This is a genomic window from Microlunatus sp. Gsoil 973 (assembly GCF_009707365.1).
Taxonomy (GTDB): Bacteria; Actinomycetota; Actinomycetes; order Propionibacteriales; family Propionibacteriaceae; genus Microlunatus.
Genome location: NZ_CP046122.1, coordinates 842,363 through 869,118 on the forward strand (window position 1 = coordinate 842,363; position 26,756 = coordinate 869,118).

General features: G+C 67.0%; 25 protein-coding genes and 1 pseudogene. 19 read left to right on the plus strand and 7 right to left on the minus strand.

Translation table 11 applies throughout. The annotated features are described in order from the left end of the window. The first annotated feature begins 101 nt into the window (after positions 1-101). A complete protein-coding gene (locus tag GJV80_RS03925) occupies positions 102-1,058 on the plus strand; it encodes an ATP-binding cassette domain-containing protein (protein ID WP_154686773.1) in 957 nt (318 codons plus the stop codon). Then, positions 1,055-1,888 carry an ABC transporter permease gene (locus GJV80_RS03930; RefSeq protein ID WP_230208109.1) on the plus strand — a complete coding sequence of 278 codons (834 nt, stop codon included), beginning with the start codon at positions 1,055-1,057 and terminating at the stop codon, positions 1,886-1,888. Before GJV80_RS03925 ends, GJV80_RS03930 begins: the two co-directional genes overlap by 4 nt. 6 nt (positions 1,889-1,894) lie before the next feature. On the opposite strand, the gene GJV80_RS23110 is transcribed toward GJV80_RS03930, so the two are convergent. Then, on the minus strand, positions 1,895-2,161 hold the full coding sequence (locus GJV80_RS23110) for a hypothetical protein (RefSeq protein WP_195909147.1): 267 nt from the start codon (positions 2,159-2,161) through the stop codon (positions 1,895-1,897). Further along, positions 2,049-5,180 carry a BTAD domain-containing putative transcriptional regulator gene (locus GJV80_RS03935; RefSeq protein WP_154686774.1) on the minus strand — a complete coding sequence of 1,044 codons (3,132 nt, stop codon included), beginning with the start codon at positions 5,178-5,180 and terminating at the stop codon, positions 2,049-2,051. Before GJV80_RS03935 ends, GJV80_RS23110 begins: the two co-directional genes overlap by 113 nt. A gap of 23 nt (positions 5,181-5,203) precedes the next feature. Here GJV80_RS03935 and GJV80_RS03940 point away from each other — a divergent pair, with 23 nt between their 5' ends. Further along, on the plus strand, positions 5,204-6,316 hold the full coding sequence (locus tag GJV80_RS03940) for a HAMP domain-containing sensor histidine kinase (RefSeq protein WP_154686775.1): 1,113 nt from the start codon (positions 5,204-5,206) through the stop codon (positions 6,314-6,316). Between the two features lie 19 nt (positions 6,317-6,335). Further along, positions 6,336-6,692 carry an ATP-binding protein gene (locus GJV80_RS03945; protein WP_230208110.1) on the plus strand — a complete coding sequence of 119 codons (357 nt, stop codon included), beginning with the start codon at positions 6,336-6,338 and terminating at the stop codon, positions 6,690-6,692. Here the strand turns inward: GJV80_RS03945 and GJV80_RS03950 are convergent. Continuing rightward, positions 6,620-7,342 (minus strand): response regulator transcription factor, encoded by a 723-nt coding sequence (locus GJV80_RS03950; protein ID WP_154686777.1) that lies wholly within the window; start codon positions 7,340-7,342, stop codon positions 6,620-6,622. The two genes, GJV80_RS03945 and GJV80_RS03950, sit on opposite strands and share 73 nt — an antisense overlap. Before the next feature lie 163 nt (positions 7,343-7,505). On the opposite strand from GJV80_RS03950, the gene GJV80_RS03955 reads away from it, so the two are divergent. Beyond that, positions 7,506-8,537 (plus strand): aldo/keto reductase, encoded by a 1,032-nt coding sequence (locus GJV80_RS03955; RefSeq protein ID WP_154686778.1) that lies wholly within the window; start codon positions 7,506-7,508, stop codon positions 8,535-8,537. 31 nt (positions 8,538-8,568) lie between these two features. Here GJV80_RS03955 and GJV80_RS03960 read toward each other — a convergent pair whose 3' ends face one another. Then, positions 8,569-9,444 (minus strand): GH25 family lysozyme, encoded by an 876-nt coding sequence (locus tag GJV80_RS03960; RefSeq protein WP_154686779.1) that lies wholly within the window; start codon positions 9,442-9,444, stop codon positions 8,569-8,571. 39 nt (positions 9,445-9,483) lie between these two features. Beyond that, positions 9,484-11,169: a GH25 family lysozyme gene (locus GJV80_RS03965; RefSeq protein WP_230208111.1), complete on the minus strand. Its 1,686-nt coding sequence runs from the start codon at positions 11,167-11,169 to the stop codon at positions 9,484-9,486. A gap of 546 nt (positions 11,170-11,715) precedes the next feature. Here GJV80_RS03965 and frdA point away from each other — a divergent pair. The 7 genes from frdA to GJV80_RS04000 all read left to right on the plus strand — a co-directional run bounded on the left by frdA (position 11,716) and on the right by GJV80_RS04000 (position 19,341). Beyond that, positions 11,716-13,479 carry a fumarate reductase (quinol) flavoprotein subunit gene (gene frdA / locus GJV80_RS03970; RefSeq protein ID WP_230208112.1) on the plus strand — a complete coding sequence of 588 codons (1,764 nt, stop codon included), beginning with the start codon at positions 11,716-11,718 and terminating at the stop codon, positions 13,477-13,479. 5 nt (positions 13,480-13,484) lie between these two features. Beyond that, a complete protein-coding gene (locus tag GJV80_RS03975; RefSeq protein ID WP_370518815.1) occupies positions 13,485-14,264 on the plus strand; it encodes a succinate dehydrogenase/fumarate reductase iron-sulfur subunit in 780 nt (259 codons plus the stop codon). Continuing rightward, the gene (locus GJV80_RS03980) at positions 14,261-14,665 is read left to right on the plus strand and encodes a fumarate reductase subunit C (protein WP_154686780.1); all 405 of its coding nucleotides are present in this window, start codon (positions 14,261-14,263) and stop codon (positions 14,663-14,665) included. The genes GJV80_RS03975 and GJV80_RS03980 overlap by 4 nt, the downstream gene beginning before the upstream one ends. A 101-nt stretch (positions 14,666-14,766) precedes the next feature. After that, positions 14,767-15,138 carry a fumarate reductase subunit FrdD gene (gene frdD / locus GJV80_RS03985; protein ID WP_230208113.1) on the plus strand — a complete coding sequence of 124 codons (372 nt, stop codon included), beginning with the start codon at positions 14,767-14,769 and terminating at the stop codon, positions 15,136-15,138. A 761-nt stretch (positions 15,139-15,899) separates the two neighbouring features. Then, positions 15,900-16,565: a succinate dehydrogenase cytochrome b subunit gene (locus tag GJV80_RS03990; RefSeq protein ID WP_230208114.1), complete on the plus strand. Its 666-nt coding sequence runs from the start codon at positions 15,900-15,902 to the stop codon at positions 16,563-16,565. 23 nt (positions 16,566-16,588) lie between these two features. Further along, positions 16,589-18,595, plus strand: coding sequence for a fumarate reductase/succinate dehydrogenase flavoprotein subunit (locus GJV80_RS03995; protein ID WP_154686782.1), 2,007 nt, complete (start codon positions 16,589-16,591; stop codon positions 18,593-18,595). Beyond that, positions 18,592-19,341 carry a succinate dehydrogenase/fumarate reductase iron-sulfur subunit gene (locus GJV80_RS04000; RefSeq protein ID WP_154686783.1) on the plus strand — a complete coding sequence of 250 codons (750 nt, stop codon included), beginning with the start codon at positions 18,592-18,594 and terminating at the stop codon, positions 19,339-19,341. Before GJV80_RS03995 ends, GJV80_RS04000 begins: the two co-directional genes overlap by 4 nt. A gap of 27 nt (positions 19,342-19,368) precedes the next feature. Here the strand turns inward: GJV80_RS04000 and GJV80_RS04005 are convergent, their stop codons facing one another. Next, positions 19,369-19,518 (minus strand): hypothetical protein, encoded by a 150-nt coding sequence (locus GJV80_RS04005; RefSeq protein ID WP_154686784.1) that lies wholly within the window; start codon positions 19,516-19,518, stop codon positions 19,369-19,371. A 334-nt stretch (positions 19,519-19,852) separates the two neighbouring features. Here GJV80_RS04005 and GJV80_RS04010 point away from each other — a divergent pair, with 334 nt between their 5' ends. Both GJV80_RS04010 and GJV80_RS04015 read left to right on the plus strand, forming a co-directional pair. Further along, complete coding sequence (locus GJV80_RS04010; RefSeq protein ID WP_154686785.1) at positions 19,853-20,857, plus strand: NAD-dependent epimerase/dehydratase family protein; 1,005 nt, start codon at positions 19,853-19,855, stop codon at positions 20,855-20,857. Between the two features lie 159 nt (positions 20,858-21,016). Then, the gene (locus GJV80_RS04015) at positions 21,017-22,645 is read left to right on the plus strand and encodes an ABC-F family ATP-binding cassette domain-containing protein (protein ID WP_154686786.1); all 1,629 of its coding nucleotides are present in this window, start codon (positions 21,017-21,019) and stop codon (positions 22,643-22,645) included. On the opposite strand, the gene GJV80_RS04020 is transcribed toward GJV80_RS04015, so the two are convergent. After that, a complete protein-coding gene (locus GJV80_RS04020; RefSeq protein ID WP_154686787.1) occupies positions 22,634-23,086 on the minus strand; it encodes an NUDIX domain-containing protein in 453 nt (150 codons plus the stop codon). The genes GJV80_RS04015 and GJV80_RS04020 overlap by 12 nt on opposite strands. Positions 23,087-23,242: 156 nt before the next feature. Here GJV80_RS04020 and rplS point away from each other — a divergent pair, with 156 nt between their 5' ends. From rplS to GJV80_RS04045, 5 genes and pseudogenes are all read left to right on the plus strand, one after another. Further along, entirely contained in the window at positions 23,243-23,608 is a 366-nt protein-coding gene (gene rplS, locus GJV80_RS04025) for a 50S ribosomal protein L19 (RefSeq protein ID WP_154686788.1), read from the plus strand. 213 nt (positions 23,609-23,821) lie between these two features. Beyond that, a complete protein-coding gene (lepB, locus tag GJV80_RS04030) occupies positions 23,822-24,598 on the plus strand; it encodes a signal peptidase I (protein WP_230208115.1) in 777 nt (258 codons plus the stop codon). Further along, positions 24,582-25,265 (plus strand): annotated as a pseudogene (locus GJV80_RS04035) (ribonuclease HII); the annotation flags it as partial. The gene lepB and the pseudogene GJV80_RS04035, both read left to right, overlap by 17 nt. Before the next feature lie 182 nt (positions 25,266-25,447). Then, entirely contained in the window at positions 25,448-25,771 is a 324-nt protein-coding gene (locus tag GJV80_RS04040) for a DUF2469 domain-containing protein (RefSeq protein ID WP_154686790.1), read from the plus strand. A 359-nt stretch (positions 25,772-26,130) separates the two neighbouring features. Beyond that, positions 26,131-26,682, plus strand: a complete 552-nt coding sequence (locus GJV80_RS04045) for an Asp23/Gls24 family envelope stress response protein (RefSeq protein ID WP_230208116.1) — start codon at positions 26,131-26,133, stop codon at positions 26,680-26,682. Positions 26,683-26,756: the final 74 nt, after the last annotated feature.

Sequence of the window (26,756 nt, forward strand, 5' to 3'; positions counted from 1 at the left end):
GCTGACCCGTGTCAGCGGCGTGTGCGGGCGATATCAGCGGGTGAGCGCATCCTCGAGGGCGTCGGGCGAATTCCGCCCGTCGTCTTCCACGAGGAGCATTCATGACAGCCACCATCGAGGCCTCCGGACTCCGGAAGCGCTTCGGCACGACGCAGGCCCTGGACGGCGTCGATCTGACTGCCGAGCAGGGCACCGTGCTGGGCGTGCTCGGCCCGAACGGTGCGGGCAAGACCACCGCCGTGCGGATCCTGGCGACTCTGCTGCAGCCCGATTCCGGCACGGCGACGATCGCCGGCCACGACGTCGTGACCGAACCGCAGAAGGTCCGCGAATCCGTCGGCCTGACCGGCCAGTACGCGTCGGTCGACGAGGATCTCACCGGTACCGAGAACCTGGTCATGATCGGCCAGCTGCTCAACTACAGCGGCGCCCAGGCCCGAGTCCGGGCCAAGGAGTTGCTGGCCTGGTTCGATCTCACCGAGGCGGCCGGCCGGCCTGCCAAGAAGTACTCCGGCGGTATGCGGCGTCGGCTGGACCTGGCGGCCAGCCTGGTCGGCCGGCCGAGCGTGATCTTCCTTGACGAGCCCACCACCGGTCTCGACCCGGCCAAACGCGAGGACATGTGGGACGTCGTTCGCAACCTGGTCACCGAGGGTTCGACGGTGCTGCTCACCACGCAGTACCTGGAGGAGGCCGACGCTCTGGCCGACAAGATCACCGTGATCGACCACGGCCGGGTGATCGCCAACGACACCGCCGACGGCCTGAAGAAGGTGATCGGCGGTCACCGGATCAAGGTGCGTCCCTCCGACCCGGACGACCTCGGACGACTCGCCGGGTTGTTGACCAGGATCGGCACCGGAGAACCGGAGACCAGCGGACGAAACACGTTGACCGTTCCGGTCGCCGACGAGTCCGTTCTGCCGGTCGTCGTCGGGAGTCTCGCCGACGCCGGCATCGGCGTCACCGAACTTTCCCTGCACCTGCCGACCCTGGACGAGGTCTTCCTCACCCTGACCGGCAAGTCCACCATCGAGGATGAGGAGGAGGCGGCGTGAGCACCATCACCGCACCCGATCCGACGACCACCGCGATCGACCTGCAGGCGCAGACCGACCGGCCCCGGATAGTCAAGTACCTGACACACTGTGTCGTGCTCGCCAAACGCAGCCTGATCAAGACGATGCGCACCCCGGAGGCACTGGTCGACGTTACCGTGCAGCCGGTGATCTTCCTCGCCCTGTTCACCTACATCTTCGGCGGCGCGATCGCCAACGGGTCCCAGACCGACTACCTGCAGTTCCTGCTGCCGGGCATCCTCGGCCAGACGATCGCGATGGCCGGCATCAGCCTCGGATCCAATCTCAACAGTGATATCGAGAAGGGTGTCTTCGACCGGTTCCGGGCACTGCCCATCGGCCGCTCCGCGCCACTGGTCGGCTCGGTGATGGCCGACGTCGTCCGCTACCTGATCCTGGTGATCATCACTCTGGGTGTCGGAATGCTGATGGGCTTCCGGATCCACACCTCGGTGGCTGCGGCGATCGGAGGCGTCGCACTTGCGATCGGTTTCGCGCTGTGCTTCGTCTGGGTGTCGGTGTTCATCGGGATGAAGGCCAGGACCTCCGGCGCGGTCACCGGCCTGAGCATGCTGATCGTCATGCCGTTGAGCTTCGGCAGCAACGTCTTCGTGCCGACCGGCACCCTGCCCGGCTGGCTGCAGGCCTTCGTCAAGGTCAATCCGCTCAGCCATCTGGTCGGCGCGATCCGCGGCCTCTTCAGCGGAGGTGCCTGGGCCACCGATGTCGCGTGGACGCTCGGCTGGATGGCGGTGCTTCTGGTCGTCTTCGCACCCTTGGCGGTCCGCGCCTACCGCAAGCGGGTCTAGCCGACATCACATCCGGCCGAACCGTCCGGGATCCATCAGTTCGGTGATCTCCGGCCGGCTGAGCGACCGGCCCGCGGTGAACGCAGCGTCGTACGCCTCCGGTCCCAGCCGGGTATGCAGCCGGTCGGCGAGGTCGATCTGCCGCGGGTCGGTCAGCCGGTCAAGTCCGACCAACCTGGTGCTGCCGCCGAGCAGCCGGGCGGCGAGTTCCGGCTCGCCGGCCGCCTCGGCGGCAGCAGCGGTGACGGCGGCGAACTCGGCGATGATCGGCATGTCCTCGGTGATCAACGCGGCCGGATAGGCCCGGCGCAGATCCGTCAACGCCTGTCGCACCCGCGGATGCTCCCCGGACCCGTCCGGGCCGGCGAGCAGGTCGATGGACAACTCGACCTGGGCGGCGCTGCCAAGCGCCATTGCCGAGGCGTGGGCGGAGAACCTGTTGGTCAACAGGCCGTCGTCGATCTTGTTGCGCAACACCGAGACGAACTCGGAGGCCTCCTCGAGTCGCCCCTCGGCCACCAGGACCGCTGCTTCGACTGCGTCGCAGAGCAGTTGTCGCTCCCGCTCCATCGAGGAGTTCCAGTCCGGCCGGCGCATCGCCTCGATGTGCTCCCGGGCGGCGACCAGGTTCTTCCGGCGCATCTCCAGCCCGGCCAGGCGCAGGTGGGAGATCAACAGGTCGTCGCCGGCGCCGATCGCCGGAGCCAGATCCAGTGCCTGCTCCAACGCCTGGACGGCCTCGTCGGTCCTCCCCCTCGAGGGTGTGCAACTGAGCACGCTGGCTGAGGACCGCCGACAGTCCCCAGGCGTCGCCGGTCAGGACGAAGGCCTGATAGGCCTCGGCGGTGTAGCGGGCCATCTGTTCCCGGTCGCCCAGATTCTCCGCCATCCAGGACGCTGCGGCGAAGATCGCACCGCGGACCCACGGATCATCCAGCGATGCCGCGCGAGCCACCAGGTCGTCGATCGATACCCCGCTCTCCGCGCCGAGGTAGATCGGCAGCTGCTCGCGCAGCACCCGCAACCCGGGGAACGGCGGCTCCGGCGCCCGGTCCATCCGCGCGACGAGGTCGGCCATCACCTGCCGTGCGTGATCACCGTCGTCGCCGATGTTCAGCAGTCGGCGGTCGGACAGCAGGGCAAGCGCCTCGGCGTAGACCAGCAACGGCTCGTCGCGATCATCGTTGGCGGCGATCACCTGATTGACCCAGTAGCCGAGCTCGCTCTCCTGATCACGCACCTGGAACTGCCAGTACAGCCCGAGGGTCATGATCAACGCGCGCTGCGGATCCCCGCCGTCGATCAGGAACTGCAGTGCGGCGAAGATGTTGCCCCGCTCGGTATCCATGATCATCCGAGCCTCGCGCTGCCGGTGATCACGCATCTGCGGTTCCAGGTCGAGGACGAGATCGAAGAAGTAATCGGCATGCCTGGAACGCGCCTCGGCCAGTTCGCCGCGCTCGTCGAGCTGCTCGATGCCGTACTCGCGGATCGTCTCCAGCATGCGGAACCGGACCGGTGTATCGCTCGAGTGCTCCAGCAGGGACTTGTCGGCAAGATTGATCATCAGGTCGGCGACCTGATCGGCCGGCAGCCGGTGATCGGCACAGATCGCGGTCGCAGAGTCGATCCCGGCGCCGGCCGGAAAGATCGCCAACCGCTCCGCCAGCAGCCGTTCCGCACCGGTCAGCAGGTCCCAACTCCACTCGACGACGGCCCGCAGTGTCCGGTGCCTGGGCAGGCTGGTCCGGTTGCCGCCGGTGAGCAGCCGGAACCGATCGGACAACAGACGGGCGATGTCACCGACGGGGAGCACCCGCAGCCGGGCCGCGGCCAGCTCGATGGCCAGCGGCAAGCCGTCCAGCCGCCGGACGATCTCGACAACCGCGGAAAGATCCTTCTCGGTCAGCCGGTATCCGGGCACGATCGCCGAGGCACGGTCGATCCACAGCCGGACGGCGGCGTACTCCGCCACCCGTTCCGGCTCCACCCGCCGCGTCGGCGGTTGCCGGGGAGGCAACTGCAGGGGAGGCAGCGGACACAACGCCTCGGCGGTCAGCGCCAGCGGTTCGCGGCTGGTCGCCAGGACGCGCACACCGGCCGCCAGCGTCAGCAGATCCTCGACAAACGCGGCGACGCCGTCGATCAGATGTTCGCAGTTGTCGATCACCAGCAAACAGCTGGTCGTACTCAGATGATCAAGAAGACGCTGCAGTTCGTCGGCGCCGGTGCGTTCACTGCGTTCCCGCAACCCCGGATCGCCCAGACCGAGCGCACCCAGCACGGCACCCGGGATGTTCTCCGGGCTTCCGACCGGAGCCAGTTCGACCATCCAGGCCGGCTGGCCATGATCACCCATCCACTGCCGGCCCGCCTCGGCCGCGGTCCTGGTCTTGCCCGCGCCGCCCGGACCGACAATGGTGGTCAGCCGGGATGTCGTCAACGACTCGGCGATCCGGGCCAGTTCGGACTCCCGACCGATGAAGCTGGTCAGCCCGGGCCGGAGGTTCGTCGGTTGCTGCATCGGCGCACGCTCGGTCGGCGCGCCTGCCGATGCCGGCAGATCACCGCGGAGCAGGGCCAGGTGCAGCCGCTGCAGCTCCGGGCCTGGGTCCGAGCCCAGTTCTGCGGCCAGATACTTGCGGAACTGCTCGTAGCCGGACAGCGCCTCGCTGACCCGGCCAGCCGCCGCCAGGGCCCGCATCTGCTGAGCCACGAACCCCTCCTGCAGCGGATGGCTGCTGATCACTTCCTCGAGTTCGGTGATCACTTCCTGGGCCCGGCCCAGATCGAGCAGCGCCTCGATCCGCGTCGCGATCAGACCCAGCCGATGGCTCAGGCACGCACTGATCACCGGGTGGGCGTACTCGGCGCCGGCGGCGTCGACCAACGGATCACCACGCCAGAGCGCCAGCGCCGCATTGCAGGTGGAGAGTGACTCCTCGGGCCGGTCGGCACGCTGCAGCCGTCCAGCCTGCCCCGCCGATTCGATGAACCGGTGCAGGTCGATCGCACTGCGGTCGAGCGCCAGCCGGTAGCCGGCCGGGTCGGCGACCACCACCGCCGGATCGCCGAAGGCCCGGCGCAGCCGCGAGACCAGCGACTGCAGTGCGTTGGTCGCGTCGACCGGGGGGTCCTCGGACCAGACCGCGTCGATCAACTCCGGGACCGACACCGGCTTGGGCGCGTCGACGGCCAACCGGACCAGCAGCGTACGCAGCCGGGCGCCGGCCAGCGACACCCTCCGGCCGCTGACAGTCACCTCAAGCGGCCCGAGGATCGCGATCTGCACGGGGCAAGCGTAAGACTGGTGCCATGGGTCTGAGGCGAAGCTCGGTTGTCAGCGCCGTGTTGGTGGTCGGTGCCGCGCTGCTGGCCGGCGGAGCGCTGCTGCTTGTGCTGTTGCAGTCGGCCTTGATCAACACCGCCCAGGTGTCGCTGGAGGAGCGGGCCCGTGACGTCGCACTGCTGGTCCATCAGGGCGGCCTCGACCGGACCGACCTCGGCCTGACGGCCGATGTGGAGCACGGCGAGCGGATCCAGTTGCTGAACGCCGACGGGACGGTGCTGCAGAACTCGGACGACCGGCTCACCGAGGCGATGGCGCCCGGACTTCTCCCGGCGACCGGAGATTCCGACAGCCTCCGGGTCCCGCAGATTCCTGCGCTCGGCACGGACGAGGACGTGCTGGTGGTCGCGTACGGCTTCACCGATCAGGGCCAGCGGTTGGTCGTCCAGATCGGTCGTCCGGTCCAGATCCAGTCCGACACCATCCGGACTGTCGGGTGGTTCCTGCTCGGCGGCGGGCCGCTGTTGCTCGGCGTGGTCGCGGTCGCCACCTGGATGCTGGTGGGACGGTCGCTGCGTACCGTCGACCGGATCACCACCCAGGTCGGCCGGATCGGCGGCCGCAGCCTGGACGAGCGGATCGAGGTGCCGCGGACCGGCGACGAGATCGAGCACCTGGCCCGGACCATGAACTCCATGCTCGCTCGGTTGCAGGCCTCCGACCGGGCGCAGAAGGCATTCGTCTCCGACGCCAGCCACGAGTTGCGCAGCCCGTTGTCGACGCTGCTGGTCACCTCCGAGATCGCCGCCAAGGATCCGACCGGCAGGACCTGGCTGGAGATGGGTGATCTGATCGATTCCGAGGTCAGACGGATGCAGGGCCTGGTCGACGATCTGCTGACGCTGGCGAAGGTCGACGCGAACGGGCTGGTGCTACGCCCCGAGGAGGTCGATCTCGACGACCTGCTGCACACCGAGATCCGTCGGCTCCGGGCCGCGTCGGATGTCGGTGTCCGAGCGCAGATCCAGCCGGTGCGTGCCGTCGGCGACCCGGACCGGCTCGCCCAGGTGATCAGGAACGTCGTCGACAACGCGCGGATGCACAGCCGGGGGGCATGTCGCGATCACATTGACCGGTGACGACGGCGTCGCCCGGATCATGATCGACAACGACGGACCAGTGATCCCGGAGGAGGATCGGCAGCGGATCTTCGAGCGCTTCGTCCGGCTCGACGACGACCGCTCGCGGGACAGCGGCGGCAGCGGCCTGGGCCTGGCGATCAGCAGTGCGATCATGGCAGCACACTTCGGCCGGATCAGCGCCACCGAGTCCGAGGAGGGCTGGTGCCGATTTCTGATCGAGCTACCGATCAGCGCCGATCAGATCAAGGTCGATGATCATGAGGATGATCGATCGGTCGAGGAGAGCGCCGACGAGGTCGATCAACCCAGTGAGGCGGAACCCGCCAACCGGGGCGACACCTCGTCGCCGGACTGGTCGGGTGTCAGCCGGTAACCCATGCCGCGCACGGTCAGCAGCGTGTGCAGACCGAACGGGATGTCGATCTTCTTGCGCAGGTAGCTGATGTAGACCTCGACCACGTTCTCGCTGCCGTCGAAGGAGGAATCCCAGACGTTGTCGAGGATCTCGCCCTTGGTGACGATGTCACCGGCATGCCGCATCAGGTAGGACAACAGGCCGTACTCCCGGGCGGTCAAGGTGATCTCGTGTTCCCCGCGATGCACCCGACGCTTGGCGGGATCGAGCCGCAGCGTGCCGACCGAGACCACGTTCGGCCGCTCCGGCGTGCCACGTCGGATCAGTGCCCGCAGCCGGGCAACCAGCACGATGAAACTGAACGGCTTGGTCAGGTAGTCGTCGGCGCCGAGATCGAATGCGTCGGTCTGGTCGTAATCGCCGTCCTTGGCGGTCAACATCAACACCGGCGTCCAGATCCGCCGGCGGCGGATCTCCTTGAGCACGTCGTAGCCGTTCAGCCTGGGCAACATGATGTCCAACACGATGGCGTCGAAGGTGTTCTCGGTCGCCGACCAAAGGCCACTCACGCCGTCGTTGCAGACGTCGACGACGAAACCTTCCTGGCGAAGTCCGACGCGCAGCGACTCCGCGAGCTTCTTCTCGTCCTCGACCACGAGCACCCGCATGGCGCCTCCTATCAGTTTCTGCGATCCGGACCGCTCCATGGTGCTCGGCAATCCTGTGCCGATGCTGTGACGTCCATCCCAATCTAGTCCGCTGCGGTCGACCTGCTAGAAAGAAGTCTCGTGAGCCCGAGGCCCGGACTTCGGCAAGGAAATGAGGACTGACATGCAATACCGGACACTCGGCGCCAGCGGCGCGATCGTCTCCGCACAGGCCATCGGCGCCATGACCTTCGGCAGCGAGGCCGATGAACCAACCTCCTACGCCATCCTGGACGCCTTCTTCGCGGCCGGGGGCACCTTCATCGACACCGCCGACGTGTACAGCGGCGGCATCTCCGAAGCGATCGTCGGCCGCTGGCTCACAGTGCGGCCGACCGAGGCCCGCCAGGCGGTCGTCGCGACCAAGGGCCGGTTCCCGATGGGACCCGGACCGAACGATCTCGGACTGTCCCGCCGCCATCTCGGCGACGCCCTGGACAACTCGCTGCGCCGGCTCGGCGTGGATCGGATCGACCTCTACCAGATGCACGCCTGGGACGCGATCACGCCGATCGAGGAGACCCTGCGCTTCCTGGACGACGCGGTGCGGGCCGGCAAGATCGCCTACTACGGGTTCTCCAACTACCTCGGCTGGCAGCTGACCAAGGCCGTTCAGGTGGCCAAGGCCAACGGCTACGCCCCTCCGGTGACCCTGCAACCGCAGTACAGCCTGCTGGTCCGGGGCATCGAGCACGAGATCGTGCCCGCCGCGCTGGACGCCGGCGTCGGTCTGCTGCCCTGGTCACCGTTGGCCGGTGGCTGGCTGTCCGGCAAGTATCAACGTGATGTCTTCCCGACCGGAGCCACCCGGCTCGGTGAGAACCCCAAGCGAGGTCAGGAGGCATGGGAGGCCCGCAACGCAGATCCCCGCACCTGGCAGGTGATCGACGCCGTGTCCGGTGTCGCGAAGGCTCGTGGGGTCTCGATGTCCCAGGTGGCCCTGGCCTGGTTGGCCGCCCAGCCGGCCGTGACCAGCGTGCTCCTGGGCGCGCGGAGCGTCGACCAGCTCAATGACAACCTGGGTGCGGCCGACCTGGAACTGACTGCCGATGAGCTCAGCACCCTGTCCGAGGCGAGTGTCCCGCCGGCCGAGCCCTATCCGTACGGTGCGGCCGGCGCCAATCAGCGGAACCGGCAGATCAGCGGCGGCCGCTGATCGGTGTTCCCTCCGGTTCTCCTTGCCGGTCTCACCGGTTGCGGGCCAGGGCCTTCAACCGCGTGAGGCCGGCGCTGAACCGGTCGAGATCCATACCGGATCCGCTGTACTGCAGGAAGGTGTAGTACGGCCAGCCGCCTGGGACGCTGGTCGGCGTCCCGTAGTAGGCGAACCACAGCGGGTTGGTCTCACGGAAGGCGGTGGTGTTGCCCATGCATCGCTTCCAGAAGCTCATGTTGGTGTAGATCACCGCGTCCCGGCTGGTCAGCCTCTTGTACTCCTTGACGAAGCTCTTGGCCCAGGCGATGTTCTCGGCGTCGGAGTTGTACCAGCACGGATGTTTGCCGTTGGTGTAGTTCTGCTCCAGGTCAAGGGCGCCCGGCAGTGTCTTGCCGTCCGCGGACCAGCCGCCGCCGTGCTTGACGAAGTAGCGGGCCTGCGCTGCACCGCTGGCACTGTCCGGGCGGCCGAAGTGGTAGGAGCCGCGGATGAAACCGGTCCGGTAGGAGTAGGTGTACTGCTTGCCGAAGGACGGGTTGCGGTAGGACGTTCCCTCGGTCGCCTTGATGTAGACGAACCTCTTGCCCTTGTTCCACCACTTGCCCCAATTGACCGGAGCGTTGTAGCTGGACACGTCGATGCCCGGCACGGTCGAGCCGGTCGCCATCGGGGTGAGGGTCGACAGGGTGCTGCGCTGGATCCTGGTTGGGGTGGAGGACCTTTCGAGGTGACCCGACCAGCCGGCGTAGCCGCCACCGGCTGCCGTGATCCCGGCCGCCGCGGCCGCCGCGGACGGTGTCCGGTCCAGCCCGCGGGGCGTGGCGTCGGCGTTCTGGGTGACGCCGACGGTGAGGACGACCGACAGGCCGAATCCCAGGGCACCGAGGGCGAGGGGTCGTCGTGACATGGCAGGGCTCCTTCTCGCGTTCCCGAGCACGGCTTGTGGTCAGCTCCTCTTGGGGTTGAGCGGGTAGCGATCCTTGTTGTCCCGGACACCGTCGCGGTCGGTGTCCTTCTTGACCGGGTCGGTGCCGCGTCTGCGTTCGGCGACGTCGCTGACGCCGTCCTTGTCGGAGTCCTTGCGGTTCGGCGACGAGTACGCCTTGTAGGCGGCCCGACCCTTGACCCGTACCGTCACGGCCGTGGTCAGCTCGGTCCGATCACCCCACCCGTCGCCGTCGGAGTCGCGGCGCAATGGATTCGGCCTGACCGTCCCGTAGCGCGGCAACAGGATCCCGGTGCGCTCGGTCCGGTCGCTGTAACCATCCTTGTCGGTGTCCTTGCGCCGGGGGCTCAGGTGCAGGGAGCGCTCGGTGGCGTCGCTGTAGCCGTCATGGTCGGTGTCCTTGACGTTGGGTGAGGCGTAGGTGACGTAACGCTTGGCGGTCCAGACCTGGAAGCCCGTCCTCACCTCGGTGTAGTCGGACAGGCCGTCCCCGTCGGAGTCCTTGGACCGAGGATTGGGTCGGACGGTCCCGTAGTTCTTGATCAGGATGCCGGTCAGCTCGGTCTTGTCCGACAGGCCGTCGCCGTCGGTGTCCTTCTTCAGCGGGTTCGTGGTCACCACGCCGTAGTGCATGATCTTGGTGCCGGTCACCTCGGCCTTGTCCGACAGTCCGTCCTTGTCGGTGTCCTTGGCGTTGGGATTGGTGCCGTACTTGAGCTCCTGGGCGTTGGTCAGCCCGTCGCCGTCCGGATCCGCCGTCGATGCGGTCGACGGATCGGTTCCGGTGGCCAACACCTTGAGCCGGGAGGAGCTGCCATTGAAGATGTTGAGATCGGTTGATCCGGTGCCGGAGTACTGCCAGAACGTGTCATAGGTCCAGCCGCCGGGATAACTGCTCGGCCGGCTGCTGCTCCAGTACGCCAACCAGAACGGGCTGGTCGAGGAGAACGCCTTGCTGTTGCCCAGGCAGTCCTTCCAGAACGAGATGTTGCTGTAGATCACCGCATCGCGTCCGGTCAGCTCCTTGTACTGGCCGAGGAAGCTCTTCACCCAGGCCACGTTCTCGGCGTCGGTGTTGCCCCAGCACCGGCCGCCCCCGGTGTAGTTGTCCTCGATGTCCAGAGCGCCGGGCAGAGTCTTGCCGTCGCCGGACCAGCCGCCGCCGTGGGCCACGAAGTACTTGGCCTGCGCAGCGCCGGTGCTGCTGTCCGGCCGGGCGAAGTGGTAGGCGCCGCGGATCATGCCGACCTTGTACGAGCCGGTGTACTGCTGGCTGAAGTACGGGTTGGTGTAGGACGTGCCCTCGGTCGCCTTGGTGTAGGCCCAGCGCTTGCCGTTGGCGTACCAGTTCGACCAGTTGACGTTGCCCTGATAACTGGCGACGTCGATCCCCGGCACGCCGGCCGGTGTCGCGGTGGTCGCCATCGTGGTGTTGGACCGGAGGGTCGGCCGCTGCCGGATGGCCCAGCCGGCGTAGCCGCCGCCGGTGGCGGTGACGCCGGCCATCCTCGCTGCCTGGGTGGGCTTGCGGTCCAGCGGGGCTGCGGACGCGGTCGGGGAGAGGGCGACCGGTGTCAGTCCGACGGCAACGGCGCTGGCCAGAACAGTGGCCCTGCGCATGGTGAGGCGACGACGGCGGGGTCTGTGGGCCGGGCGGGGCAACGGAGTGGAGGAGGTTTCGATCATGGAACTTTCCGGGTGCTGGTGGACGACTGTGCGGTGGGAGGTTGCGGAGGAGGTGCGGGACGTCTGATGGCTTGGTGTGATGTGGTTGTGACCTGGTTGTGAGCTTCCTACGCCGTGCCCGGCGCAGGATTCCCGGCAGTCGCCCCGATCGACAGCACTTACCGCACTTTTATCACGAAACACCGGCCACGTCAGCCCCTCAGATCACAGTGGTTGTGCTATTGGCCCCTGGGCTGCCGTGACGTCATCGTGACCTGAGCGTGAGCTTGCCATCGGACGCCGGCCGGCCGACGCCTGCAGATTCGTCTCCACCAGGGGTCGAGAGTCGTCGCCGATGTGATCCCGGACACGGTTGGGCCCATGATTCGGCGTGCCCCTTCCCATTCAGCGGCCCAACACGGTATTGATGGCTTAGCGACTGCACGCACGGTGTCCACCGACGTCCACCGATGATCACCGACGTCGCACCAGCCGCATCGAGGGTCCGATGATGTACCTGCAGCGAGCCAGAACGTCACGTGCTACCGCCCTGACCGGGGTGAACCGGTGAGCGACGGAGGAGTGGTTGCTGCCCACGATGTACTGCTGGTGGGCGGCGGGGCCGCGGGCCTGAGGGCCGCCATCGGGATCTCGGAGTCCAACCCCGAGCTGGACATTGCGGTGATCTCCAAGGTCTACCCGATGCGCAGCCACACGGTCTCGGCCGAAGGTGGTGCGGCCGGTGTCGCCGGTGAGGACGACACCATCGAGGAGCACATCTACGACACCATCTCCGGCAGCGACTGGCTCGGTGACCAGGACGCCATCGAGGCGTTCGTCAACGAGGCACCGCGGGAACTGCTGCAGCTGGAGCACTGGGGCTGTCCGTGGAGCCGGCAGCCGGACGGCCGGATCGCCGTCCGCGCGTTCGGCGGCATGAAGAAGAAGCGCACCTGGTTCGCCGCGGACAAGACCGGGTTCCATCTGCTGCATACCCTCTTCCAGACCTCGCTGAAGTACACGACGTTGCGCCGGTACGACGAATGGTTCGTCACCAGGCTGCTCGTCGACGACGGTCGGGTGCACGGTGTGGTGGCCGTCGAGCTGGCCACGGGGGAGATCCACACCATCCAGGCCAAGGCGGTGGTTCTCGCGACCGGCGGGTGCGGCAAGGTCTTCCCGTTCACCACCAACGCCAACATCAACACCGGTGACGGCATGGCGTTGGCACTGCGGGCCGGCGCACCGTTGAAGGACATGGAGTTCGTCCAGTACCACCCGACCGGGCTGCCGTTCACCGGGATCCTGATCACCGAGGCCGCGCGCGCCGAGGGCGGCTGGCTACTGAACAAGGACGGCTACCGCTTCCTCCAGGACTACGACCTGGGCAAGCCGACCCCGACGCCGGTGCTGCGCAGCATGGAACTCGGTCCGCGGGACCGGGTGTCCCAGGCGATCGTCGGGGAGATGCAGAAGGGCAGGACGATCGACACGCCGTACGGCCCGGTCGTCCATCTGGACCTGCGGCACCTGGGAGCCAAGCTGATCGACACCAAGCTGCCCTTCGTCCGCGAGCTCTGCCTGAAGTACGAACGGATCGATCCGGTCAAGGAGATGATCCCGGTCCGGCCGGTGGTGCACTACATGATGGGCGGCGTCCACACCGACATCAACGGCGCTACCCCGATCCAGGGCCTGTACGCCGCGGGCGAGACCGCCTGTGTGAGCATCAACGGCGCCAACCGGCTCGGATCGAACTCCCTGCCGGAGACGTTGGTCTTCGGAGCCCGGGCAGGCAGGGCGGCTGCCGCGTACGTGCAGTCGCTGGGCGACGCGTCGGCCAGCACGCGGGCAGCGGTCACGGCTCAGGCCGACGACGAGGTCCGACGGCTGCGGTCGGACCTGATGGGCCGCGACGGCAGTGAGAAGGTGCCGGAGCTGCGCGAGCAGATGCAGCACACCCTGGAGGGCGCTGCCGGCATCTATCGCAACGGCCCGGACATCGCTGCCGGCTCGCAGAGACTGGCCGAACTCCGGGACCGGATGGCGAAGGTCGGAGTTGCCGATTCGAGCCGGGCGTTCAACACCGAACTCACCGCGGCACTGGAACTGGCCAACATGATGGACATCGCGGAGTCGATGTTGATCTCCGCCGGCCGGCGGGAGGAGTCCCGCGGCGCACACCAGCGGACCGACTTCCCCAAACGCGACGACGAGCAGTTCCTGATGCATCAGATGGTGCATCGCAACGATGCGGGGGAGCTTCGCATCGAACGACTGCCGGTGACCATCACCCGGTGGCCACCCGGCGAACGGGTCTACGGGAGGTAGTTGCGGTGACGGTCGAGATCGGTCCGCAGGCAGCAGCCCGGGCGGCGGAGGAAAGCATCACCATCGAGGTGACCCGCTATGACCCGGACAGCGACGACGAACTGCGCACGCAGTCCTACGAGGTGCCGTTGCGCAAGGACTGGACGGTGCTCGACGGTCTGAACCACGTCAAGGACACCATCGACCCGACCCTGTCCTACCGCTGGTCCTGCCGGATGGGCGTGTGCGGCAGTTGTGGCATGAACGTCCAGGGCCAGCCGAGCCTGTCCTGCGGCACCTTCCTCAGCGACTTCGCGCCCGGACCGGTCCGGGTGGAACCGCTGGCCAACTTCCCGGTGATCCGTGATCTTGTGGTGGACATCGGCGACTTCATGGAGAAGCTGTCCAAGGTCAAGCCGTGGATCATCCGCGACGACGTCGACGTGCACGCGGGGGAGTTCCTGCAGACCCCGGCGGAGCTGGACGCGTACTCCCAGTTCAGCTCCTGCATCAACTGCATGCTGTGCTATTCGGCCTGTCCGGTCTACGGCCTGGATCCCGACTTCACCGGGCCGGCGGCAATCGCGCTCGCCGAACGGTACAACCTCGATTCCCGCGACCACGGTGCCCGGGAACGACTGGACGTGCTCATCGAGCGTGAGGGCCTGTGGGGCTGCACTTTCGTCGGGGAGTGCACCAGGGTCTGTCCCAAACACGTCGACCCGGCCTCGGCCATCCAGCGCTACAAGCTGAAGGCGGCCCAGGAGTCGATCCGCGCCGTGCTGTTGCCGAGGGGTGCCGGATGAGTGCTCCGGTGCAGGGTCGGCCGCGCACCTACCGCAGGCCGATCTCGGTCTGGTGGTGGCTGAAGAAGCCGACCTATCTGCTGTTCGTCCTGCGCGAGCTCAGCAGCATCTTCATCGCCTGGCTGGTCGCCTTCCTGGTGGTGATGGTGTTCGCCATCGGGCGCGGCGCCGACTCCTACCAGGCGTTCATGGACTGGGCCGGGTCAGCCTGGGTGATGGTGATCAACATCGTCGCCTTCCTGTTCACGGCGCTGCACACCGTGACCTGGTTCCTGCTGACCCCCAAGGCGATGGCGTTGCGCGCCCGGGGCAGGGCCGTACCCGCCGGGATGATCATCGTCGGCGAATACGTCGCCCTGGCGATCGTCTCCGCCTTCGTCGTCTGGTTGGTGTTCCTATGACCTCCCAGCCCACGTCACGTCCCACTCAACCGACTCCCGGGTCCGGTTCCCGGCCGACATCGCAGCCGACGCCGGTCCGCGTGCCGCCACGGACGTCCGAGGTGGACCCGCGCTCACCGCGTCGCCGCCGACCACCGGCCGAACCGTTCGTCTGGCTCGGCTTCAGCGCCGGCGGGATGATCGCGGCGCTGTTGCTCCCGGTCGCCGCGTTCCTCTTCGCGATAGCCGTCCCGCTCGGCTGGCTGTCGCCGGACTTCGACCACCTGTCCGCAGTGATCACCCATCCGGTCACCATCATCCTGATGATCATCGGCTTCGTCGTACTGATCATCCACAGTGCACACCGACTGCGCTATCTGCTCTACGACGGGCTCAAGATCAAGCACCGCACTCTGGTCGGCGCGCTCTGCTACGGCGGCGCGGTCGTCGCCTCGATCATCGCCGTCATCCTGGTGCTGCTGGCCGCCTTCTGATCAAACCCGGCCACTCGGTCCGAAAGACACACCCGCGGTTCCTGCTCGTGGCTGCCCGCCCTCCGTCGCTGCCGCCCTCCGTCGCTGCGGCAAGGTCGAAGTTTGATCCAGTGGCGATGACACGCCGGTGGCGGGAGCCGCTGGGTCAAGGTTTGATCTTCGGGACGGCCGTACCTGCTCCCGATGGGTCAAGGTTTGATCCAGTGGCGATGACACGCCGGTGGCGGGAGCCGCTGGGTCAAGGTTTGATCTTCGGGACGGCTGTACCTGCTCCCGATGGTCAAGGTTTGATCTTCGGGATGGCCGTACCTGCTCCCGATGGGTCAAGGTTTGATCCAGTGGCGATGACACGCCGGTGGCGGGAGCCGATGGGTCAAGGTTTGATCTTCGGGATGGCTGTGCCTGCTCCCGATGGGTCAAGGTTTGATCTTCGGGATGGGCCGTACCTGCTCCCGATGGTCAAGGTTTGATCTTCGGGATGGCCGGACCTGCTCCCGATGGGTCAAGGTTTGATCTTCGGGACTGGCCGCATCCGCCTCGGGAACGCACCTGCGGGGGCGCCCAAGCCGGTCGTCGGCCCGACGGCAGGGGCCGATGGGATCTGCGTCACATAATCGATATGGCGTTCGACACAGTGGCGGGTCCTGGTTTAATGCCAGTCGCTTCTCAGGTCTAGTGTTGGCGGCGTGGCGACGACGACCCCTACCCCTGGAGCCGCTCCGCGTGTGTTGACTCCCCGTCAGCGAGCACGGCGTTCGACGGTGGCTCTGAAGGCGTTGATGGCAGTGTCCGGGCTGATCATGGTGCTGTACCTGCTCGCCCACATGTACGGCAATCTGATGGCCTTCGGTGGCCGCGAGACGTTCAACAACTACGCGACCCATCTGCATGTGCTCGGCGAGCCGATCCTTCCCTACGACGGGTTCTTCTGGATCCTCCGCGTCGTCCTGACCGCGGCTCTGATCGCCCACATCTATGCTGCCGCACATCTGACCGCCCGCGACTGGCGCGCGCGGACCGGAGTCACCAACCGCTACCAGTCCAAGAAGGGCCGGCGTGGTGTCCAGCGCAGCTATTCCTCCTTCACCCTGCGCTGGGGTGGCGTGGTCATCTTCCTGTACGTGATCTTCCACATCCTGAATCTGACGACCGGCACCATCCACCCGGGCGGTCCGTCACCCAGCCCGTACGACCGGCTGCTGAACACCATGAGCGTCTGGTGGGTCGTCGCGGTCTACACCATCGCCCTGCTGGCCGTCGGTTTCCATCTCCGGCACGGCGTCTGGAGCGCGCTCACCACGCTCGGCGCCCATACCAGCGCGAAGGCGCGCACCCGGCTGAACATCCTGGCCTACGTCATCTCGATCGCCGTCACGGTCGGCTTCCTGTTGGTGCCGTGGTCGATCGTCGCGGGCCTGATCCACTGAACTGCAATGCGGAGGATGATCTGATGACCGATCCCCAGGCTCCGACCCTCGGCGTCGACGCCGACGCGCTCTACATCGAGGGCGACCCGATCGCGGACACCAAAGCACCCGACGGCCCGATCGACGACAAGTGGCAGCGCCGCATCTTCTCGGCCCGCCTGGTGAATCCCGCCAACCGCCGCAAGCTCAGCGTGATCGTCATCGGCACCGGCCTGGCCGGAGCGTCGGCCGCCGCGACTCTCGGCGAGTCCGGCATGCACGTGAAGAGTTTCTGCTACCAGGACAGCCCGCGCCGGGCCCACTCGATCGCCGCCCAGGGCGGCATCAACGCGGCGAAGAACTACCGCAACGACGGTGACTCGGTCTACCGCCTCTTCTACGACACCGTGAAGGGCGGCGACTACCGTTCCCGGGAGGACAACGTCTATCGCCTGGCCCAGGTCAGCACCCAGATCATCGACCAGTGCGTCGCCCAGGGCGTGCCGTTCGCCCGCGAGTACGGCGGTCTACTGGACAATCGCTCGTTCGGCGGCGTGCAGGTCTCCCGCACCTTCTACGCCCGTGGCCAGACGGGTCAGCAATTGCTGCTCGGCGCATACCAGGCGCTGGAACGGCAGATCGCGGCCGGAACCGTGACGATGTACACCCGGCACGAGATGCAGGAGTTGATCGTCGTCGACGGGCGGGCCCGCGGCGTGATCGTCCGGAACATGATCACCGGAGAGCTGGAGACGCATTTCGCCGACGCGGTGGTGCTGGCCAGCGGCGGCTACGGCAACGTCTTCTACCTGTCCACCAATGCGATGGGCTCCAACGTCACCGCCGCCTGGCGGGCGCACCGCAAGGGTGCGCTGATGGCCAACCCGTGCTACACCCAGATCCACCCGACCTGCATCCCGGTGGCCGGCGACTACCAGTCCAAGCTCACGCTGATGAGTGAGTCCCTGCGCAACGACGGCCGGATCTGGGTCCCCAAGCGGGCCGAGGACGCTGAATTGGATCCGCGAGACATCCCCGAGCAGGACCGCGACTACTACCTGGAGCGGATCTACCCGTCCTTCGGCAACCTGGTTCCACGTGACATCGCGTCCCGCGCCGCCAAATACGTCTGCGACGAGGGCCGCGGTGTCGGGCCGAAGGTCGGCGACTTCCGGCGCGGGGTCTACCTGGACTTCTCCGACGCACTGTCCCGGATGACCCAGGCCCAGATCGCCGCCAAGTACGGCAACCTCTTCGACATGTACGAGCGGATCACCGGGGAGTCGCCCTACGAGGTGCCGATGCGGATCTATCCCGCCGTGCATTACGTGATGGGCGGCCTGTGGGTCGACTACGACCTGCAATCGACCGTTCCCGGTCTGTACGTCGCCGGCGAGGCGAACTTCTCCGACCACGGAGCGAACCGGTTGGGCGCCAGCGCCCTGATGCAGGGGCTGGGTGACGGCTACTTCGTGCTGCCCAACACCATCGGCGACTACCTGGCCGACGGTCCCTTCGCGCCGCTCGACGAGTCCCATCCCGCCGCTGTCGAGGCCAAACAGTCGGTGCAGGCCAGGATCGATCGGCTGCTGTCGATCAACGGCGAGCGCACGGTCGACTCCATCCACCGCGAACTCGGCCAGATCATGTGGGAGTACTGCGGGATGGAGCGCAACGAGGAGGGCCTGCGCAAGGCGATCGGCCTGATCCGGGAGTTGCGTGCCGAGTTCTGGACCAACGTCAAGGTGCTCGGCAGCAACGAGGAGCTCAACCAGGCATTGGAGCGGGCCGGCCGGGTGGCCGACTTCCTCGAACTCGGCGAGTTGATGTGCATCGACGCGCTGCACCGACGGGAATCATGCGGCGGGCACTTCCGGTCGGAGAGCCAGACGGAGGACGGCGAGGCACTGCGCAACGACACCGACTTCGCCTATGTCGCGGCCTGGGAGTTCGTTGGCAGCGACCAACCCGGCGATGTCGGGAAACCCGTTCTGCACAAGGAAGATCTGGCCTACAAGTTCATCGAGTTGAAGCAGCGGAGTTACAAGTGAAGGTCACCGTACGGGTCTGGCGGCAGCCGAATTCGCAGGCCGAGGGCCGGATGGTCAGCTACGAGGTCGACAACGTCAGTCAGGACATGTCGTTCCTGGAGATGCTCGACGTCCTCAACGAACGCCTGACCCACGAGGGACAGGACCCCATCGCGTTCGACAGCGACTGCCGGGAAGGCATCTGCGGGATGTGCGGCGTCGTGGTCAACGGCGAGGCGCACGGGCCGGTGCAGACCACCACGTGTCAGCTGCACATGCGGTCCTTCGCCGACGGCGACGTGATCGACGTCGAGCCGTGGCGTGCCGAGGGCTTCCCGATCCTGAAAGATCTCATCGTCGATCGCAGTGCGTTCGACCGGATCATCCAGGCCGGCGGCTACATCACCGCACCCACCGGCGCCGCGCCCGATGCGCACGCCACCCCGGTGCCCAAGGACGACGCCGACAAGGCGTTCGACGCGGCCACCTGCATCGCCTGCGGCGCATGCGTCGCGGCCTGCCCGAACGGCTCGGCGATGCTCTTCACCGCCGCAAAGGTGACCCACCTCGGACTGCTGCCCCAGGGTCAGCCCGAACGTGACTCCCGAGTGCTCGGGATGGTCGCCCAGCACGACGAAGAAGGCTTCGGCGGTTGCACCAACATCGGCGAATGCGCGGCGGTCTGCCCGAAGGGCATCCCGCTGGAGACCATCTCCCGACTCAACCGGGATCTCCTCGGCGCGCTGGCCCGCGGCGACCGCAACTGATCAACCAGCCTTCCGGCCGACCGCAAGTCAGCCGGGCCAGGTGATCGATCGGAACTGCCGTCGCGACCGGCCGGCACACACCGGGTGGATATGTTCCGCCCAGCCGATCCGCCCGTCCAGGTGCGCCCGGAAGTCCGGATGATCATCGGGGTTGGCATGCTCGGGTCCGTTGATCATCGCGTCGTGCAGGACGCCCGCGCCCGATCATGATCATCGCGGGCACCGGTTGGTCCGGGTCGTTGATCACGATACCGGTCAGCGGCTGTCGCCCGCGTCGTGATTGCCTGCGCTGTTTGGCATCGTTGAGCCAATGGGCTTCTTGCTCCGACGATCCGGCGCACCAGATCGCTTCGGCCCGAGGGTGCCTCGGGCGCCGAACATCGACGATGCTCGCCGATACGTCGCTGTCTGCGCCACCGCTGACCCCGAACCGCCCGGGCGACGGGTCTGCTACGCGGAAAACCTGGCCCCAAGCACTTGACGGGCGGCCGACGGTGGGGATGATCAAGGGATGCGGATCCTGATTCTGGGTGGGACGGCCTTCCTGTCGGCGGCAACAGCGCGATACGCCTTGGACCGCGGGCACCGGGTGACCTGCCTGGCCCGGGGCACGACCGCCCGTCCACCGGAGGGCGCGAATTGGGTCCGGGCTGACCGGGATGCCGGGCCGGAGGCGTACGAGGCGGTGGCCGGCCAGGACTGGGACGCGGTCATCGACGTCGCGATGCAGCCGATCCAGGTCCGCCAGGCGCTGGACGCGATCGCCGGTCGGACCGGACATTGGAGCTTCGTCTCGACCCTCTCCGTGTACGCCGACGACAGCACGCCCGGGCAGGACGAACAGGCGGCGCTCCACGAGCCGCTGGTGGCCGACCGATTCACCCAGATGGCCGACTACGGGCCGGCCAAGGTGGCCTGTGAGGACGCGGTGCGGTCGGTGATCGGGGACCGGGCCCACATCTGCCGCGCCGGGTTGATCGGCGGTCCCGGCGATCGCAGCGACCGGGTCGGTTATTGGCCCGCCCGCTTCGCCCGGGATCGGGACGATCAGGTCCTGGTACCTGATGTCACCGACGACGTCCAACTGATCGATGTCGATGACCTCGCCGAATGGCTGGTCAACGCCGCGCAGCACAGCGTGTCGGGAACCTTCAACGCGACCGGCGAACCGCAACCCCTCCCGGCAGTGCTGGACGCTGCCGCTCGGGTCGCGGGACACCGCGGGCCCAAGATCACCGTGGACCCACAGTTCCTTGTCGATCATGGCGTGCAGTACTGGGCCGGCCCCGATTCGCTACCGCTCTGGGTTCCGACCGAGGATCGCGGATTCGGCAACCGGTCGATCGCTGCCGCGCAGCGCAACGGTCTGCGGCTCCGGCCGCTGGAGGAGACGCTGGCCCGGGCGCTGGACCACGAGCGGACCCTGGATGCCGGCCGGGAGCGGAGAGCCGGCCTGAGCGCGGTGACCGAGGACAGGGTGCTCGCCGCCTGGCTCGCCCGCGGAGCGGTCACATAGCCGGTCGTCTGCGGCTACCGGGTTGAGTCCCGGGCCGGCGGTGGGTACGATGGGCCAGCCCTGTTGTCGGCGAAAGGCTGTCTGGTGGATCTCTGAAGTCGCGAACCCTGCACCGAACGACGCGTCGGTGCGCCCGCAATCGACTTCAGGAGCATCATCATGCCACCCGTCCTGGTCTGTCACGACCTCACGTTCTCCTTTCCCAGCGGGGAAATTGCGCTGGAGGAGCTGACCGCCACCTTCACCGAGGGCTTCACCGGACTCGTCGGTCGCAACGGCGCAGGCAAGTCGACCTTGATCAAACTGCTGGCCGGAACGCTGACCCCGACCTCCGGGTCGGTGGAACGACCTGAGCGGATCGGCTATCTCCCGCAGGATCTCGTGCTGGCCGGCGACCGCACGGTCGCCTCCGTACTCGGCATCGGGACGGTGCTGCAGGCACTTGCCCGGGTCGACGCCGGCGACGGCAGACTCGAGGACTTCGAGATCATCGGGGACGACTGGGACATCGAAGATCGGGTCCGGGCCGAACTGGCCGCCTTCGGCTTCAGCGATCTTGATCTTGACCGACGGATCGGCACACTGTCCGGCGGCCAGGTCGTTCTGCTGGCCCTGGCCGCCCAGTTCCTGGCCAGGCCGGACGTCCTGTTGCTGGACGAGCCGACCAATAACCTCGACGGCCCCGCGCGTGATCGGCTCTACCAGGCAGTACGCCGCTGGCCGGGCCCGGTGGTCGCGGTCAGCCATGATCGCGAGCTGCTCGAACTCTGTGATCAGATCGCCGAGCTCAGGGACTCCGCGATCACCTTCTACGGTGGCAACTTCTCGGCCTACACCGCCGCGGTGGCGACCGAACAGGAGGCCGCAGCCCGGGCCGTACGGACCGCGGAGGCGAACCTGAAGCGGCAGAGGCGGGAATTGATCGAGGCCCAGACGAAGATGGACCGGCACAACCGCTACGGCAAACAGTTCGCGGAGAAGAGCAACATGCCCGCGATCCTCGCCGGTGCGATGAAGCGCAAGGCCGAGGTGTCCCAGGGCAAGCTGCGCGGTGGTCACGAGGCGGATCTCGACGAGGCCAGGAAGCAGTTGGAGGAGGCCGAGGAACGAGTCCGCGACGACGACCGGGTCCGGGTCGACCTCAGTGCGACGAGCGTGCCGGGCGGCCGGGAGATCGTGATCACCGATGATCTTGTGTTGCGGAACGGGGTCGAGGTCGACCTGCACATCCGTGGACCGGAACGGCTGGCGCTGACCGGCGGCAACGGCACCGGCAAGACCACGTTGATCGACACCGTCACCGGTGCGGTGCCGCCGCGATCGGGCCGGGTGACCGGGTACGTCCCCATCCGGTTGTTGCCCCAGCGGCTGCAGATCCTCGACCCCGACCTTCCGGTGCTCACCTCGGTCTCACGGCTGGCGCCCGGCGCGGACGACAACACGCTGCGTGCCCGGCTGGCGCGGTTCCTGCTCGGCGCCGACGTGATCACCAGGCCGGCCCGGACCCTGTCCGGCGGGGAACTCTTCCGGGCCAGTCTGGCCGGTCTGCTGCTGGCCGAACCGGCACCGCAACTGCTGATCCTCGACGAACCGACCAACAACCTCGATCTGGACACAGTGGCGGCCCTGACGTCGGCGCTGCGCCAGTACCGCGGTGCGCTGTTGGTCGCCAGCCACGATCGACCCTTCCTGGACGAGATCGGTCTGACCGGGGAGATCAGCTTCACCGCCGAGCCGCCGCCCGGGCGGTTCGCCCGCGTCGAGGCCTTGGCCTCCTCAGCCGAGTGATTCGGCGTACCAGTTGCGGTCCACGAGGTATTGGTGCAACGAATCCGGCAGCCAGGGCAGGATCGGGTCCGGCAACCCGTCCAGGCCGAACCAGCCGACCCGATCGCACTCGCTCACCGGGGCCGGCTCGCCGTCGAAGGCCTCTGCGGTGAAGAAGACGTCAAGACCGGCCGCGTCACCGTCGACGTACCGCGCCATTCCGACCGGCACCAGATCGTCCGGATCGGTGCGGATCCCGACCTCCTCGAAAGCCTCCCGGGACGCGGCCATCGGCAGGGTCTCGCCGGGCTCGACGTGGCCTCCGGGCAATCCCCAGTGGCCGGAGTGATAGCTGACGCCGGCTCGGCGCGCGAGCAGCAGCCGTCCGGCGCGCCGTACGATGAGCCAGCCGACGATGTGGAACCTGGGAGCGGGCTGGGGATCGGCCTGATGATTCGTCACGAGGACGATTTCAACCCGCACGGGCTCCTGTGGCAAGATGGTCTGCTGTTGTCCTCGACGTTCGCGGCTCCTGCCACAGGGGGAACGTCCGCGCCCCGAGGATCTCAAGACATCACCGCTAACGGTGACCTGTGGCACCGGGCAAGGACACCGAACATGGCCAAGCTTGTTTCCCCCGCACTGATCGACGCGCTGGACAAGGCGTCGCTGCGTGACGACATCCCAGACTTCCGTCCGGGTGACACCGTCAAGGTGCACGTCCGGGTTGTCGAAGGCAACCGTTCCCGTGTCCAGCTGTTCACCGGTGTGGTGATCGCCCGCTCCGGCAGCGGCGTGCGCGAGTCCTTCACCGTCCGCAAGGTCAGCTTCGGTGTCGGCGTGGAGCGCACGTTCCCGCTGCACAGCCCGATCATCGACAAGATCGAGGTCGACCGCCGCGGCGATGTGCGCCGCGCGAAGCTCTACTACCTGCGTGGGCTCCGTGGCAAGGCCGCCAAGATCAAGGAGAAGCGCGAGGCCTGAGGCACGCTTCGAGCGTCCCGTGCCCTCCTCCCGGGTGCCGGTTCACAGCCACGGCGTCACCGGGATGGTCCGGTGCTCGGGTGATAATGGCGCAGTGGCTATTGATCACCAGATGGCGGATCACCCGATGGCGGAACACCCGATGACCGGCCGACGACGCTGCCGACAGTTCGGCCGCAGTGCCGGCGGAGCAGAGTGTCGGGAAGCGAGCCGGTGAACGCCAGACGGGGCACCGAGGACAATCCTGAGACGGTCGGTGACAAGATCGGTGGTCTGATCAAGGAACTGGTGATCGTCGTCGTCGGCGCACTGGTCATCGCTTTCCTGATCCGCACCTTCCTCGGGCAGATGTTCCTGATCCCGTCGGGATCGATGGAGCACACGCTCAACGTCAATGACCGGATCGCGGTGCAGAAGGTCACCCACTTCGAGCGCGGCGACATCGTCGTGTTCCAGGATCCTGATCACTGGCTCGGTGACGAGCCGCAGGCGCCCGAACGCAGTCCGATCGGCAAGGCCCTGGAATTCATCGGTGTCCTTCCCAACACCAGCAGCGAATATCTGGTCAAACGGGTGATCGGCATGCCCGGCGACCACGTGAAGTGCTGCGACAGCGAGGGCCGGATCACCGTCAACGGCCAGCCGCTGGACGAGCGGAGCTACCTCTATTCCCAGGACGGCCAGCAATCCAAGCCGTCGGACCAGCCGTTCGACGTTGTCGTACCCAGGGACCGGCTCTGGGTGATGGGTGACCATCGCGACGACAGCGCGGATTCCCGCTGTCACCTCAGGGACCAGACGGCCGACGGGACGTCGATGAGCGCCTTCGTCCCGAAGGACGATGTCGTCGGGCCGGTGTTCGCGATCGTCGCGCCGTTCAGTCGGGCGACCTGGATCCACATCCCGAAGACCTTCGAGAACGTTCCCGATCCCAAGGCCCCGGCGCCCGCCGCCCCGGTGATCAGGTCGCACAATGACGCTTGTGGGTAATGGTGGAGCTTCCGGTCAGGCGTCTCCCGGGAGCGGCCGGGTGCAGGTCAGGCGGGACAGCGGGATCTACGGCTACGAGCGGGCCCTGAAGCGGGTCGGGCTGTCGCCGGTGGCCGGGGCCGACGAGGCGGGTCGCGGGGCCTGTGCGGGTCCGTTGGTCGCCGGGGCCGCGATCCTCTCCGATGCCAAGTCCAAGCAGATCACCGGGCTGCGCGACTCCAAACTGCTGACCGCGGCCCAGCGGGAACGCTGCTACGACCAGATCGTCGCGAAGGCCATCGCCTGGTCGGTGGTGGCGATCGAGCCGGAGGAGTGCGACCGGCTGGGGATGCACGTGGCCAATGTCGAGGCGCTGCGCCGGGCGCTCCTGCGGTTGGATGTGCCGCCGACCTATGTGCTCACCGACGGGTTCAGCGTGGACGGGCTGGGGGTGCCCGGCCTGTCGATCCGGAAGGGTGACCGGGTGGCGGCCTGCGTCGCGGCGGCATCGGTGCTGGCCAAGGTGACCCGCGACCGGATGATGGCCGAGCTGGACGAGGTCTACCCGGAGTACGAGTTCGCCGTCCACAAGGGCTACTGCACACCTTTGCATCAGGAACACCTGGACCGGCTCGGGCCGTCGACGGTGCACCGGATGCGGTTCGACAACGTCGCCCGGACGGTGAAACCAGGCCAGGTCGTACGGTCCATCCTCGGCCGCGGCGATCGGGAGCGGGTGGACCCCCAGACCGGACAGATCGAGACCGGACAGATCGAGACCGGACAGATCCAGAGCGTCGACCCGGACGGCGACAGCGGGATGGTCTCCGCCGAGACGGCACAGGCAGACATCACAGAAGGTGGGACGCGATGAGTGCAGAGGACCTCGAGCAGTACGAGAGCGATCTGGAGCTGCAGCTGTATCGCGAGTACAAGGATGTCGTCGGCATCTTCACCTACGCCGTGGAGACCGAGCGTCGCTTCTACCTGTGCAATGCCGTCGACCTCAAGGTCCGCACGGAGGGCGGCGACGTCTATTACGAGGTGTCGATGGCCGACGCCTGGGTGTGGGACATGTACCGGCCGTCCCGATTCGTGAAGAGCGCCAAGGTGCTCACCTTCCGCGACGTCTCCATCGAGGAGATCGTGCACAGTGACCTCGAACTGCCCAAGGACGTGTCCGGAAACAGCTGATCTTTCGCTTGACGCGTGAGCCGTTCGTCGGCCTCCAGCGGCAACACGAATCCCTCAAGCTGTGTGAATCCGATCCGTATGACGCCCCGTTTGGGGCATCGGAGCCGGGCGGGTCTAACGGACAACCCGGTGTGAAGCAGGAAAATTCGCCCAGCCGACGTCTCATTAGGGGAACGATCACCGGGCAGGGAACCTTGGTCGGACGCGGAGCTGGCAGGGTCAGCTGACCCGGGTGACGTCTTTGCCTGAAATCGCGAGCGATGGCTCTGGCCGGGGCTGGTGGGGGCTCTTTGGTCATGGAGATGTGGCTGCTGGTGTGAGGATTCGTCTCGGCGTGCGTCTTAACGGTTGAGAGCGGAATGCAACATCGTGCGTGCCGCGGATCTAAGGAGTTTCAGATGAGTGAGTCCACGACGACTCGACCGGTCACCGGTGAGGAGCAGCGCGCTGTTTCGGCTGCGGCGAAGGCGGCTGAGCCGGATCAGAAGCAGTTGGATGATCTACACACGATTTTGGGCGATACGACCATTGCGGACACCGTGGTGCAGAAGATTGCCGGTCTTGCTGTACGGGAGGTGCCGGGCGTGTACGCGATGGGCAATGTTGCTCGACGCGCGTTCAACAATCTGTCACAGCGTGTTCCCGGCACCGGGCAGCCGAGTGTGACTGGTGGGGTCGCGGTGCAGAAGGGTGAGCGAGAGACCGCCATCGATGTGTCGATCGTTGTCGAGTACGGCGCTCGGATCGCCGAGGTGTCGCAGGACATTCGGGAGAACGTCATCCGGGCTGTCGAGGGCGGTACCGGGTTGTCGGTGGTGTCGGTTGATGTCGATGTCACGGACGTTCATCTGCCCGAGGATGACGACGATTCCGCTGGTGGTCAGACCAGCTCTGATGAACAACTCCGCTGAGTTTCCCGGTCGCGTGAGCGGGCCGGCGCCGATCTCTCAGACTGACCGGTCGGCGTTTGGACTTTCCGACGAGT

Excerpts from the sequence above, each read along its gene's own strand:
- GJV80_RS03925 (WP_154686773.1), top strand. The coding sequence starts at position 102 with ATGACAGCCACCATCGAGGCCTCCGGACTCCGGAAGCGCTTCGGCACG.
- GJV80_RS23110 (WP_195909147.1), bottom strand. The coding sequence starts at position 2,161 with ATGCCGATCATCGCCGAGTTCGCCGCCGTCACCGCTGCTGCCGCCGAG.
- GJV80_RS03940 (WP_154686775.1), top strand. The coding sequence starts at position 5,204 with ATGGGTCTGAGGCGAAGCTCGGTTGTCAGCGCCGTGTTGGTGGTCGGT.
- GJV80_RS03945 (WP_230208110.1), top strand. The coding sequence starts at position 6,336 with ATGATCGACAACGACGGACCAGTGATCCCGGAGGAGGATCGGCAGCGG.
- GJV80_RS03950 (WP_154686777.1), bottom strand. The coding sequence starts at position 7,342 with ATGCGGGTGCTCGTGGTCGAGGACGAGAAGAAGCTCGCGGAGTCGCTG.
- GJV80_RS03955 (WP_154686778.1), top strand. The coding sequence starts at position 7,506 with ATGCAATACCGGACACTCGGCGCCAGCGGCGCGATCGTCTCCGCACAG.
- GJV80_RS03960 (WP_154686779.1), bottom strand. The coding sequence starts at position 9,444 with ATGTCACGACGACCCCTCGCCCTCGGTGCCCTGGGATTCGGCCTGTCG.
- GJV80_RS03965 (WP_230208111.1), bottom strand. The coding sequence starts at position 11,169 with ATGATCGAAACCTCCTCCACTCCGTTGCCCCGCCCGGCCCACAGACCC.
- GJV80_RS03980 (WP_154686780.1), top strand. The coding sequence starts at position 14,261 with ATGAGTGCTCCGGTGCAGGGTCGGCCGCGCACCTACCGCAGGCCGATC.
- GJV80_RS03995 (WP_154686782.1), top strand. The coding sequence starts at position 16,589 with ATGACCGATCCCCAGGCTCCGACCCTCGGCGTCGACGCCGACGCGCTC.
- GJV80_RS04005 (WP_154686784.1), bottom strand. The coding sequence starts at position 19,518 with ATGATCAACGGACCCGAGCATGCCAACCCCGATGATCATCCGGACTTC.
- GJV80_RS04010 (WP_154686785.1), top strand. The coding sequence starts at position 19,853 with ATGCGGATCCTGATTCTGGGTGGGACGGCCTTCCTGTCGGCGGCAACA.
- GJV80_RS04015 (WP_154686786.1), top strand. The coding sequence starts at position 21,017 with ATGCCACCCGTCCTGGTCTGTCACGACCTCACGTTCTCCTTTCCCAGC.
- rplS (WP_154686788.1), top strand. The coding sequence starts at position 23,243 with ATGGCCAAGCTTGTTTCCCCCGCACTGATCGACGCGCTGGACAAGGCG.
- GJV80_RS04040 (WP_154686790.1), top strand. The coding sequence starts at position 25,448 with ATGAGTGCAGAGGACCTCGAGCAGTACGAGAGCGATCTGGAGCTGCAG.
- GJV80_RS04045 (WP_230208116.1), top strand. The coding sequence starts at position 26,131 with ATGCAACATCGTGCGTGCCGCGGATCTAAGGAGTTTCAGATGAGTGAG.